This window comes from Spirillospora sp. NPDC048824 (assembly GCF_043198455.1).
In the GTDB taxonomy this organism is placed as follows: domain Bacteria; phylum Actinomycetota; class Actinomycetes; order Streptosporangiales; family Streptosporangiaceae; genus Spirillospora.
In genome coordinates, this window is record NZ_JBICUS010000013.1 from 191,002 (window position 1) to 201,713 (window position 10,712).

The following is a 10,712-nucleotide window of genomic DNA, read 5'->3' on the forward strand; positions in this document are numbered from 1 at the left end:
CGGCGTGACGCAGACCCGCGACGGAACGGTGCGTCCCAGGCAGGGCGCGGCCTCAGGTGTGCCCGTCGACGAGCCCGCCCAGCCCGACCGGATCCGCCGCCCGTCGGACGCCATCAGGTTCGCCGCGTCGGTGACCGGCCTGGCGGCGGTGATGCTGCTGGTGTCGTTCGCGAAGGGGACGACGCACGGCCTGCACGCCGACATCCAGGAGGGCACCGCGCACGCGCCCTGGCTGCTGCTGTCCCTGGCCACGCTGATCTCCAGCTTCGGCGTGCTGGCCGCGCCGATCGCGTTCGGCATCGAGCGGCTGTTCCACAAGGACGGGACGCGTGTCGCGATCGCGCTGCTGGCCGCCATGATCGCATTCGGGATCACGGTCGGGCTGGACGACCTCGTGGTGCGGGCGGCGCCCGGCGGCGTCTTGGACTCGCTGATCTGGGGCGGCACGGAGACGGCCCCCATCCACACCGACATCGCCCCCGTGATCGCTTTCGTCAGCGCGGTCGGAATGGCCGGGCGCGCCCGGTGGCAGGCCGCGACGTGGACGATGATCGGGCTGGCGGCGCTGACCGGCCTCACCGCCAACTACGCCTCGGTGTCCGCGCTGGCGGCCACCTACTTCCTCGGACGCGCCATCGGCCACGGCACCCTGTACGTCGTCGGCACGCCGAACCCGCGTCCCGCGGGCACGGCGGTCGTCGCGGCGCTCGAACGGCTCGGGCTGCGCCCGGAGCGGGCCGCGCGCCTGGACGACCCCGCCGGCGGCGCCGAGGAGACCCGCCGGTACGGCGTCGTCCTCGCCCCCCGTCCCGAGGACGGGGACGGGGACGGGGACGAGGAGGGGGACGGCGGCGGTGCGCGTCTCCCGGTCCGCCACGGCGGCCGCGGCGAATGGGACCTCGAACTCCGCGTCTTGGACCGCGACCAGCAGACGGCGGGGGTGCTGTATCGCGTCTGGCGGCTGCTGCGGCTGCGGTCCACGACGACGGGGCGGGCGCTGCGGTCGCTGCGCAGGTCCCTGGAGCAGGAGTCGCTGATGGCGTACGCGGTGGACGCCGCGGGCGCCCGGACCCCCCGTCTGGTCGGCACGTCGGAGGTCGGCACGGAGGCGGCGCTGCTGGCGTTCGAGCACGTGCCGGGGCGGCGGCTCGCCGACGTCCCCGGCGAGGAGATCACCGACGCGCTGCTGACGGACGTGTGGCGGCAGTTCCGTTCGCTGCAGGCGGGCCGGCTCGCGCACCGGCGGCTGCAGGACGAGGCCATCGTGGTCGGCGGCGACGGCCGCGCCTACATCACCGACCTGCGGGCCGGGGAGACCGCGTCGGGCGACCTGGCGCTGCGGCTCGACCTGGCGCAGCTGCTGACGACGCTCGCGCTGCGGGCGGGGCCGGAGCGGGCGGTCCGCACCGCCGCGTCGGTGCTGGGCGAGGAGCCTCTGGCCGCCGCGGTGCCGCTGCTGCAGAGGGTGGCGCTGTCGCGGACGACCCGGACGGCGCTGCGCCACGACCGGGAGGTGCTGACCCGCATCCGGGAGCAGATCGTCCGGTTGAAGCCGGAGACGGAGGTCGCACCGGCCAGGCTGGAACGGTTCCGGCCCCGGACGATCTTCAGCATCGTGGCGCTGTCGATCGCGGCCTACATCGTCATCCCGCAGGTCGCGAGCATGGACGTGGGGACCATGGCGTCCGCGGCGAGCTGGCACTGGGCCCTGGCCGCGCTGGGCGGGGCGGCCCTCACCTACGTGGCCGCGGCGCTCATGCTGATGGGGTTCGTGCCGGAGCGGCTGCCGCTGGGGCGGACGGTGCTGGTCCAGGTCGCCGCGTCGTTCGTGAAGCTGGTGGCGCCGGCGGCCGTGGGCGGCGTCGCGGTCAACACCCGCTACCTGCAGCGCTCGGGGCTGCGGCCCGGCCTGGCGGTGGCGAGCGTCGGCGCGTCGCAGCTGATGGGGCTGGTCACGCACATCCTGCTGCTGATCCTGTTCGGGTTCCTCACCGGCTCGACGACGAAGGCGACACAGGACCTCGCGCCGTCCCGCACGATCGTCATCGCGGTGCTGTCGCTGGGGCTGCTGGCGGGGCTGGCGATGACCGTCCCGCGGGTCCGGCGGGAGGTCACGTCGCGGCTGAAGAGCATGTTCTCCGGTGTGGTGCCCCGGCTGGTGGACGTCCTGCAGACCCCGAAGAAGCTGGTCACGGGAATGGGCGGGACGCTGCTGCTGACGGCGGCGTTCGTGCTCTGCCTGGACGCCTCGATCCGCGCCTTCGGCGGGTCGCTGCCGCTGACGACCGTCGTGGTGGTCTTCCTCACCGCCAACGCGGTCGGGTCGGCGGCACCGACGCCCGGTGGCCTCGGCGCCGTCGAGGGGGCCCTGACGCTCGCGCTGACGATCTCGGGGCTCACCGCGGAGACGGCGACGTCGGCGGTGCTGCTCTTCCGGCTTCTCACGCTGTGGTTGCCGGTCCTGCCGGGATGGGGCGCGTTCACCTACCTGCAGCGCCGGGAGTCGCTCTGATCGCCTGCCCGTGGTCGTCAGGCCGTGGTCGTCAGGCCGTGGTCGTCAGGCCGTGGTCGTCAGGCCGTGGTCGTCAGGCCGTGGTCGTCAGCCGGTGCGGCGGGCGCGCCGCCGGCCGGCCAGTTCGTCGTGGGGGTGCTCGGACGGGTCGTCGTCGGCGGCGGCGGCCCGCTCACCGGGTAGTTCCGCGAGGCTGCCCTCCACCTCCTGCCACACCCTCCCGAGCGCGATGCCGAACACGCCCTGCCCGCCTTGCAGCAGATCGACGACCTCGTCGGGCGAAGTGCACTCGTACACGCTGACGCCGTCGCTCATCAGCGTGATCTGCGCCAGGTCCCGGACGCCCCGGTCCCGCAGGTGGGTGACGGCCGTGCGTATCTGCTGCAGCGACACACCGGTGTCCAGGAGCCGCTTCACGACCTTCAGGACGAGGATGTCGCGGAAGCTGTAGAGCCGCTGGCTGCCCGACCCGTGCGCCGGCCGCACGCTCGGCTCCACCAGTTTCGTGCGCGCCCAGTAGTCGAGCTGCCGGTAGGTGATCCCCGCCGCCGAGCACGCGGTCGGGCCGCGGTAACCGACATCCTCCGGCGGCGCCGAGACCTGGGTTTCGAAGAGCAGGCCCTGCTCTCCGGCCTGCCGGGACGCCATGTGCCTGTCGGGGGTCGCCTTGCCCTCGCCGCTGCTCACCGCCACGCGGACCTCCGGCTTCTATCAGCCCGTGCCGCTTCGTCAAGGGGGTTTGACGAATTACACCACGGGTGTTCCACCAGCACGGTAGGTGCCGGTCAGGGTGTGGTCAACGTTCACCGTCGGCGCGTCGCATGCCCGGATGAACCGGCTTCACGTGGGCAAACTGCGCACCTTCACCGCCTCACCACTCTTACCCCGGAGGCCGCCCGGTAAAAACCGGCAGGTCCGGGGCGATGCACAACCAATCGCGGCAGGGCATGACCATACACCCGAGGGTGACATTCCCCACGTTCGCTCTATGCCCCGCGCAGTCGCGGTCATGCGGACCCGGCGGCGGGCGTCCGTCAGCCCGCGCGGCCGAAGTCCTCCGGGGAGATGGTGTCGAGGAACTCGCGGAACTTCTCCACCTCGTCCTCCTGCTCGTCCGGGATGGCCACTCCGGCCTCTTCGAGGACGTCCTCGCTGGCGAAGATCGTGGCGCCGGTGCGCAGGGCCAGGGCGATGGAGTCGGAGGGGCGGGCGCTCACCTCGACGCCGTTGGAGAAGATGAGGTCGGCGAAGAAGATGCCTTCGCGCAGCGCCGTGATGTTGACGGTGCGGAGCTGCACGCTGAGGGCGTCGAGCACGTCGCGGAACAGGTCGTGGGTGAGGGGGCGGGCGGGCAGAACCCCCTGCTGGGCGAAGGCGATCGCGGTCGCTTCCACCGCCCCGATCCAGATGGGCAGGTAACGATCGCCCTCCGTCTCCTTCAACAGGACGATCGGCTGATTGGAGGGCATCTCGACCCGGACGCCGACGACCTCCATCTGCTTCACTGCGGCTCCCTGCTGGTTCTCGCTATCTCGATCACCACGTGCAGCGGATCGATTCGTGACCGAACCCTGTAGCCAACGTACACCCCGCCCCGGACAGCTCGTGTTGCCGCGGGTCCGGCAAAATCCTCCGCGGCGCCCATGATCAGCGGTCGAGGCTTTCACGGAGACCGGCCGACACCAGGGCGGCGTGGAGCCTGACCGACAGGGCGGCGATCTCCCGCGCGATCTCGGCGGCCTGCTCGTGGGCGCCCCGGCTGCGGCGCCGCAGCTGCGGCGCGACCATCTGCTCGATGAGGCCCGCCTGCCGGTCGGCGGCGGCCTTGACCGCCCGCAGGTGCCGGACCTCGAATCCGAACTCGCCGAGCGCCGCGGCGGCCCGCGCGATGCTGAGCGCGTCGCCCTCGTAGTGCGCGCCGGCCCTGCGGACGAGCCCGTACTCCTCCAGCCTGGCCAGGAGGGCCTCGTCGATGCCGGCGCCGTCCAGGAGCTGGCGGCGCGTCAGCCGGACGGCGGGGTCGTCGGCGGTGGTGTCGGCGGCGACGAGCGTGCGGGGGCGGCGCTGCGGCGTACCGGGGTCGCCGGGCTTGCGGGAGCCGAGCGGCGGAACGCTCTCGCCGCGGTCGCACGCCTCCAGATGCTGCCGGATGACGCGCAGCGGCAGGTAGTGGTCGCGCTGCGCGGCGAGGACGAACCGGAGCCGCTCCACGTCGGCGGCGCCGAACTTGCGGTAGCCGGACGGGCTGCGCTGCGGCTCGACCAGGCCCTCGGACTCCAGGAACCGGATCTTGGAGATGGTGATGTCGGGGAATTCGGGCCGGAGCAGCCCGAGGACGTCCCCGATCGTCATCAGGGACCGGGCTGGCTGCGCGTTCAAGGCCCCTCCCATCGTCGCCGCGACCTCGTGTCGTGCTCGCCGTGCTCCGCCGGTCAGCCGTGCGCCGGGTTGGTCAGGAACACCAGCCGGAACTTTCCGATCTGGACCTCGTCGCCGCCCGACAGCGCGGCCTGGTCGATCCGCTGCCGGTTGACGTAGAGGCCGTTGAGGCTGCCCACGTCGCGGACGGAGAACGCACCGCCCTGGCGGGAGAACTCGGCATGCCTGCGGGAGACGGTGACGTCGTCCAGGAAGATGTCGCTCTCGGGGTGCCGGCCGGCGGACGTGCGGTCCTTGTCGAGGAGGAAGCGGCTGCCGGCATTGGGGCCCCGCTTGACCACGAGCAGCGCCGTCCCCGGAGGGAGGGCCTCCATGGCCATCTGGTCGGGGCCGGCCGGCTCCTCGGCGCCCGCGTCGGTGTCCAGGGCCTCGAACCCGCCGATGGAGATCGTGGACGTGGACTCACCAGGGGACTCGCGGGGAGGCGGCGACGGCGAACTCCGCGTCAGCGGAGTGCCGCAGTTCGAGCAGAAGCGGGCATCGTCCGGGTTGGCGTGACCGCACTGCGTGCAGTAGACGCTCGGCATCGATCGGCTCGGCCTCCTACCATCGGCGTACCGCCCGCGGCCGTCCCGCCGCAGCGGGAGCCGCCTGCGCCACGCGCATCCATCAAACCAACCCACGCCGGGGACCCGTCCCCCGACCACGGTCCAACTCACCGGCCGCTCACGCGACGGTCGCCGCAACTTACGCGGGTATTACCCGAGGGGTCAACTGGAACGGTGAGCCGACCGGTCCAAACTACATTCGTCAATGATCGCAGGTCTATGCCGCCGCGCGGACGGCCCGATCGCGACGCCTGTGCCGGGCGCCCGGTTCACCGCTTCCCCCGTTCCCTCTACGGAGACCGTATCGCGCCGACGGTCACTTTCGCGCGCGGGTTGATCAGGACGGACGCCCCCGCTCCCTGGAGCGTCTTCACCAGGCCGCCGGGGATGTTCAGGGCGGTCGTCATCGTGTGGGGGTCGCCGATGGCGAGGAAGCGGTACGGGGCGGTGAGGGGCTCCCCGTCGGCCAGGATGCCGCCGGGGCCGTCCAGGAAGTAGGTGTCGACCCCGGCGCGCACGTTGTTGACCTGGACGACCTCCGCGCCCGCGTCCCGGAGTTCCTCCAGGGCGTCGAGCAGGTTGATCGCCTTGACGCCGCCGCCCGGGTCGCCGACCACCATCTCGATGCCGGGCCCCTCGGCGGGGACCGTTCCCGCCAGCAGGCCGTAGGTGGCCGCCCGCTCGCGGGCCTCCTCCAGCGCGGTCTCGCCTTCGGCGTCCCGTTCCAGCTCGGCCCTGGTCTCCTCCAGCTCGCGCAGGTCGCCTCGCAGCCGCTCGGACCGCTGGCCCAGATCGGACAGGATTCCGACGAGCTCGTCCTGCCGCGCGGTGGCGAACGTGGTGTCCCGCCCGGTCGACTCGACCTGGGCGACGACGGCGAAGCCCAGCAGGAGGCACAGCACCCCGCCGGCGAGCTGGCCCCGGCTGACTCGCGGCCTCAACAGCGCGGCGAGCCCGCGCAGGCCGGCGGGCTCGGCCGGACGCTCGTCCGCGCCGGTGTCCGGACGCCCGTTCCCGGGCCCGCCGTCCCCGCGTTCGCTCTCCTTCATCGTCATGCCCCGAACAGCCTCCGCCGGATGCCCGCCACGTTGGAGAAGATCCGGATGCCGAGGACGACCACGACACCGGTGGACAGCTGGGAGCCGACGCCGAGCTTGTCGCCGAGGAAGACGATCAGCGCGGCGACGACGGTGTTGCCGACGAAAGAGACCACGAACACCTTCTCGTCGAAGATGCCCTCCAGGCGGGCGCGGACGCCGCCGAACACGGCGTCCAGCGCCGCGACGATCGCGATCGGCAGGTACGGCAGCAGCCAGAGCGGCACGTCCGGCTGCAGCAGCAGGCCCAGCGCCACGCCGATCACCAGCCCGATGAGCGCGATCACGCCCGGGTCACCTCTCTCACGGGCCGTCCTCCCCGCGGGGGACGGCGTACCGCAGCCGGACCGGCCCCGCGGCGGGCAGGCGCACGTCCGGCGCGCGGCGCGTACGGTACCTGATCCGGTAGCGGTCCTTCAGCGCCCGCAGGCGCCGGTCGGCGGCCGAGCCCGCGAAGGCGTCCCGCAGGCCGCCGGGGTCGCCCAGCGCCGTCACCTCGTAGGGCCGGGCGAGCGGCCGGTAGTCGACCATGATCGCCTCACCGGCGGTGCGGATCGCGGTCGTCGCCGTGAGCCGCTGGCCGTTGACGGCGATCGCCCGGGCGCCCGCCGCCCAGAGCCCGTTCACCAGGACCTGGAGATCCTGATCATAGACGCGGGCGCCCGCGGCGGCCTCGTCCCGCGTGCCGGGCGCGTCCGGATCGCCGCGCGGCGCGTCGTCCAGTGTGATCACCAGGCCCTCGCCGGCGACGGGCGCGGCGGCCGCCGCCGCGGCCGCGCGGGCCAGCCGGGCCCGGGCGCGGCGGCCGGCGTCGCTGCGGGCCAGCGCCGCGGCGCGCCGCCGCTCGGTCTCGGCCCGGAGCCGGCCGAGCCGGTGCTGCAGGCCGTCGGTCTCGGCGGTGCGGGCGTTGATCTCGCCGACGAGCCGGGAGCGCTGCTCGGCGGCGACGGGCTCGCTGCGGCGCACCTCCGCCCCCGCGACCGTGACCAGCGCCCCGGTGAGGACGAGGACGAGCAGGACACCGCTCCCCCGCAGCCGTCCCCGCCGGGGGCCGGGGGCGCCCGGCCGGTCCGCGCGGCGGGCCCGCCGCGCGGCGGCCTCCGCGTACCCGGGGTCGAGGAGCTTGCCCGCGAACAGGTCGGCGAGCAGCGACATGGACGCGTCGGGCCGCCGCCATCCGGGGGCGTCGTCGTCCTTCCGCGCGATCATCGCCCCATCATGGCAAGGGACGGCGGACGGCGCGGCATCAGCCGTCCCTCGGCAGGCGGAGGATGTACCCGACCCGCGGCACCGTGTGGATGAGGCGGGGGCCGCGGTCGTCGAGCTTGCGGCGGAGGCGGCTGATGGAGGTCTGGACGACGCCGTCGCCGCCGTCGAAGTCGTAGGGCCAGACATGGTCGAGGAGCCGCCTTTTCGCCAGCACCCGGCCGGAGTTGAGGAGCAGGTAGCGCAGGAGGGTGAACTCGGTGGGGGTCAGGCCGATCGGGACGCCGCCGCGCCGTACCTCGCAGGCGTCCTCGTCGAGTTCCAGGTCGGCGATCGTCAGCCGGGCCCGTTCCCGCGCGGAGGGCCGGGTGCGGCGCAGCACGGCGCGGATGTGCGCGATCAGCTCCGCGAGGCTGAACGGCTTGGCCATGTGGCCGTCCGCGGCGGTGGTGGGGCCCTTGGACTCGTCCCCGGCGGCGTCGCGGTCCGCGAGGAACACGACCGGCGCCTCGCAGCCGGCCCGCCGCAGCCGGGTGCGGGCGTCCGCGCCGGGCCCGTCCGGCAGCATCGCGTCCAGGACGATCAGGTCGGGGCCGAACCGCGGGACGCCCGCCAGCGCCTCGGCGGCGGACCCGGCCACGGCCGTCTCGAAGCCCTCGTAGCGCAGCGCGGTCGCGACGAGCTCCGCGAGGCGGGCATCGCCGTCCACGACGAGGATCTTGGTGGGGGTCACGTGCCCAGTCTTCCCGCTGATCGCCGTGGGCCCGCACGCGGGCCCTCCGCTGCGGGCCGGGCGGTGGCGATACGGGCGGTGGCGATACGGGCGGTGGCGGGTCAGGCGGTGGCGGGGCGGCCGAGGCCCATGTGGACGGCGAGGCCGGCGAGCACCGATCCCATCAGGTAGCGCTGGGCCCGCTGCCAGCCGGGCCGCCGGGCCAGGAACACGGCGATGCCGCCCGCGCCGAGCACGATGAGGGCGTTGACGGCGACGGCGACGGCGATCTGGGTGACGCCGAGCAGCATGCTCTGGACGGCGACGTGGCCGCGGTCCGGGTCGGTGAACTGCGGCAGCAGCGACACGTACAGGATCGCGATCTTGGGGTTGAGCAGGTTGGTGACCAGGCCCATGGTGAACAGCCGGCGCGGCCGGTCGGCGGGCGGGTCCGCGGCGGCGAACGCCGCCGTCCCGCCCGGCCGGACCGTCCGCCAGGCCAGCCACAGCAGGTAGACCGCCCCGGCGGCCTTGATGGCCGTGTAGAGCGGCGGGACGAGCGTGAAGACGGTGGTGATCCCGGCGGTGGCGGCGGCGACGTAGACCAGGAACCCGGCGGTGACGCCGGCGAGCGAGATCAGCCCGGCGCGGCGGCCCTGCGCCACCGACCGGGACACCAGGTAGATCATGTTGGGGCCCGGGGTGAGGACGAGGCCGAGGGCGATGAGGGCGATGGCCGCCATGGCGGTGAACGAGATCATTATGCTCCTGGTGCATTGAATGACCCGAGCCTAGATCTCGTAACTTTCTCAGTGCAATAATTAAATTGATCTCGGTGCAATCAAACTTGGGGGGTGGCGATGGAGGACTACCGGAAAGTCGCGGACGCGGTGGCCGCCGAGATCCGGGCGGGCCGGCTGCGGCCGGGCGACCGGCTGCCCCCGCAGCGCACGTTCGCACGGGAGCGCGGCATCGCGAACTCGACGGCGAGCCGCGTCTACCGGGAACTCGCCCGGCGCGGACTCGCGGTGGGCGAGGTGGGGCGGGGCACGTTCGTCCGCGCGGCCGGGCGCCCGTCCGGCCCGGCGCTGTCGGAGCCGGCGGACGCGCGCGTCGACCTGGAGCTCAGCTACCCCGAGGTGCCGGAGCAGAGCGGGCTGATGGCCGCCGGAATGGAGCGGCTGCTGCGCCCGGACGTCCTCGGCGCGGCGCTCGGTCCCGCCGGCGTCACCGGGACGCCCGCCGCCCGCGAGGCGGCGGCCGCGCTGCTGGCCGCGCCGGGCTGGCGGCCCGAACCGTCCGGCGTCCTGTTCGCCGGGAACGGGCGGCAGGCGATCGCGGGCGCCGTGGCCGCCCTCGTGCCGCCCGGCGGGAGGCTCGCGGTCGAGGCGGTCACCTACCCGGTGATCAAGGGCATCGCGGCGCGGCTCGGCGTCACGCTCGTCCCGGTCGAGGCCGACGAGCACGGCCTGTGCCCGGACGCCCTGGCCCGCGCCCACCGCGGCACCCCGCTCGGCGCCGTGTACGTCCAGCCGACGCTGCACAATCCGTACGGGACGACCATGCCGCAGGAGCGCCGCGCCGACCTGGCCGCCGCCCTGGAACGGCTCGGCCTGCACGCGATCGAGGATCGCATCTGGGCGTTCCTCCGGGAGGGCGGCCCGGCGCCGCTGGCGGCGGCGGCCGCGGATCGCACCGTGCTCGTCGACAGCCTGTCCAAGCGTCTCTCCCCCGGCCTGAGCATCGGGTTCGCCGTCCCGCCCGCCGCGCTGGCCGGGCGCGTCGCCGCCGCCCTGCGCTCCGGTGCGTGGGCGCCGCCGGGGTTCGCGCTGGAGGCGGCGTCCGGCTGGATCGCCGACGGCACCGTCGAGTCGGTGACCCGCGCCAAGCGCGTGGACGCCGCGTCCCGCCTGCGGCTCGCCGGCGAGCTGCTCCCGGGCGCCGCCGCCCCGTCCGGCCCGTCCTACTTCTGCTGGTGGGACCTGCCGCCGCGGTGGCGGGCGGAGACCTTCGTGGCGGCGGCGGCGCGGCGCGGGATCGCCGTGACGCCCGGCGCCGCCTTCGTCGCCGGAACCGGGTCCGCTCCCCGCGCCGTCCGCGTCGGGCTCGCCTCCCCGCCCCCGCGGGCCCTCGCCGCCGCCCTCGGCGTCCTCGCCGAGATCGCCGCCGGGTCCCCCGAGGACGTTCCCGTCGACTGA

11 protein-coding genes are annotated in these 10,712 nt (G+C 74.2%); 2 read left to right on the top strand and 9 right to left on the bottom strand.

The window, feature by feature from the left end; genetic code table 11:
* Nucleotides 1-4: 4 nt before the first annotated feature.
* A complete protein-coding gene (locus ACGFIS_RS25410; protein WP_392906597.1) occupies nt 5-2,512 on the top strand; it encodes a YbhN family protein in 2,508 nt (835 codons plus the stop codon).
* 87 nt (nt 2,513-2,599) lie between these two features.
* Here ACGFIS_RS25410 and ACGFIS_RS25415 read toward each other — a convergent pair whose 3' ends face one another.
* The 9 genes from ACGFIS_RS25415 to ACGFIS_RS25455 all read right to left on the bottom strand — a co-directional run bounded on the left by ACGFIS_RS25415 (nt 2,600) and on the right by ACGFIS_RS25455 (nt 9,275).
* Nucleotides 2,600-3,205 carry a MerR family transcriptional regulator gene (locus tag ACGFIS_RS25415; protein ID WP_392906599.1) on the bottom strand — a complete coding sequence of 202 codons (606 nt, stop codon included), beginning with the start codon at nt 3,203-3,205 and terminating at the stop codon, nt 2,600-2,602.
* Between the two features lie 341 nt (nt 3,206-3,546).
* Nucleotides 3,547-4,017 carry a bifunctional nuclease family protein gene (locus tag ACGFIS_RS25420; protein ID WP_067468341.1) on the bottom strand — a complete coding sequence of 157 codons (471 nt, stop codon included), beginning with the start codon at nt 4,015-4,017 and terminating at the stop codon, nt 3,547-3,549.
* Between the two features lie 142 nt (nt 4,018-4,159).
* The gene (locus ACGFIS_RS25425) at nt 4,160-4,891 is read right to left on the bottom strand and encodes a MerR family transcriptional regulator (RefSeq protein ID WP_392906601.1); all 732 of its coding nucleotides are present in this window, start codon (nt 4,889-4,891) and stop codon (nt 4,160-4,162) included.
* 53 nt (nt 4,892-4,944) lie between these two features.
* Nucleotides 4,945-5,478, bottom strand: coding sequence for an FHA domain-containing protein (locus ACGFIS_RS25430; RefSeq protein WP_392906602.1), 534 nt, complete (start codon nt 5,476-5,478; stop codon nt 4,945-4,947).
* Between the two features lie 311 nt (nt 5,479-5,789).
* Nucleotides 5,790-6,554 carry a DUF881 domain-containing protein gene (locus tag ACGFIS_RS25435; protein WP_392972775.1) on the bottom strand — a complete coding sequence of 255 codons (765 nt, stop codon included), beginning with the start codon at nt 6,552-6,554 and terminating at the stop codon, nt 5,790-5,792.
* Nucleotides 6,551-6,883 (bottom strand): small basic family protein, encoded by a 333-nt coding sequence (locus tag ACGFIS_RS25440; RefSeq protein WP_392906606.1) that lies wholly within the window; start codon nt 6,881-6,883, stop codon nt 6,551-6,553. Before ACGFIS_RS25440 ends, ACGFIS_RS25435 begins: the two co-directional genes overlap by 4 nt.
* A 16-nt stretch (nt 6,884-6,899) precedes the next feature.
* Nucleotides 6,900-7,805 carry a DUF881 domain-containing protein gene (locus tag ACGFIS_RS25445; protein WP_392906607.1) on the bottom strand — a complete coding sequence of 302 codons (906 nt, stop codon included), beginning with the start codon at nt 7,803-7,805 and terminating at the stop codon, nt 6,900-6,902.
* A gap of 37 nt (nt 7,806-7,842) precedes the next feature.
* Nucleotides 7,843-8,535, bottom strand: a complete 693-nt coding sequence (locus ACGFIS_RS25450; RefSeq protein WP_392906609.1) for a response regulator transcription factor — start codon at nt 8,533-8,535, stop codon at nt 7,843-7,845.
* Nucleotides 8,536-8,636: 101 nt separating this feature from the next.
* Nucleotides 8,637-9,275 (bottom strand): LysE family translocator, encoded by a 639-nt coding sequence (locus tag ACGFIS_RS25455; RefSeq protein WP_392906611.1) that lies wholly within the window; start codon nt 9,273-9,275, stop codon nt 8,637-8,639.
* Between the two features lie 99 nt (nt 9,276-9,374).
* On the opposite strand from ACGFIS_RS25455, the gene ACGFIS_RS25460 reads away from it, so the two are divergent.
* A complete protein-coding gene (locus tag ACGFIS_RS25460; protein WP_392906952.1) occupies nt 9,375-10,712 on the top strand; it encodes a PLP-dependent aminotransferase family protein in 1,338 nt (445 codons plus the stop codon).

Excerpts from the sequence above, each read along its gene's own strand:
- ACGFIS_RS25435 (WP_392972775.1), bottom strand. The coding sequence starts at position 6,554 with ATGACGATGAAGGAGAGCGAACGCGGGGACGGCGGGCCCGGGAACGGG.
- ACGFIS_RS25455 (WP_392906611.1), bottom strand. The coding sequence starts at position 9,275 with ATGATCTCGTTCACCGCCATGGCGGCCATCGCCCTCATCGCCCTCGGC.
- ACGFIS_RS25445 (WP_392906607.1), bottom strand. The coding sequence starts at position 7,805 with ATGATCGCGCGGAAGGACGACGACGCCCCCGGATGGCGGCGGCCCGAC.
- ACGFIS_RS25460 (WP_392906952.1), top strand. The coding sequence starts at position 9,375 with ATGGAGGACTACCGGAAAGTCGCGGACGCGGTGGCCGCCGAGATCCGG.
- ACGFIS_RS25430 (WP_392906602.1), bottom strand. The coding sequence starts at position 5,478 with ATGCCGAGCGTCTACTGCACGCAGTGCGGTCACGCCAACCCGGACGAT.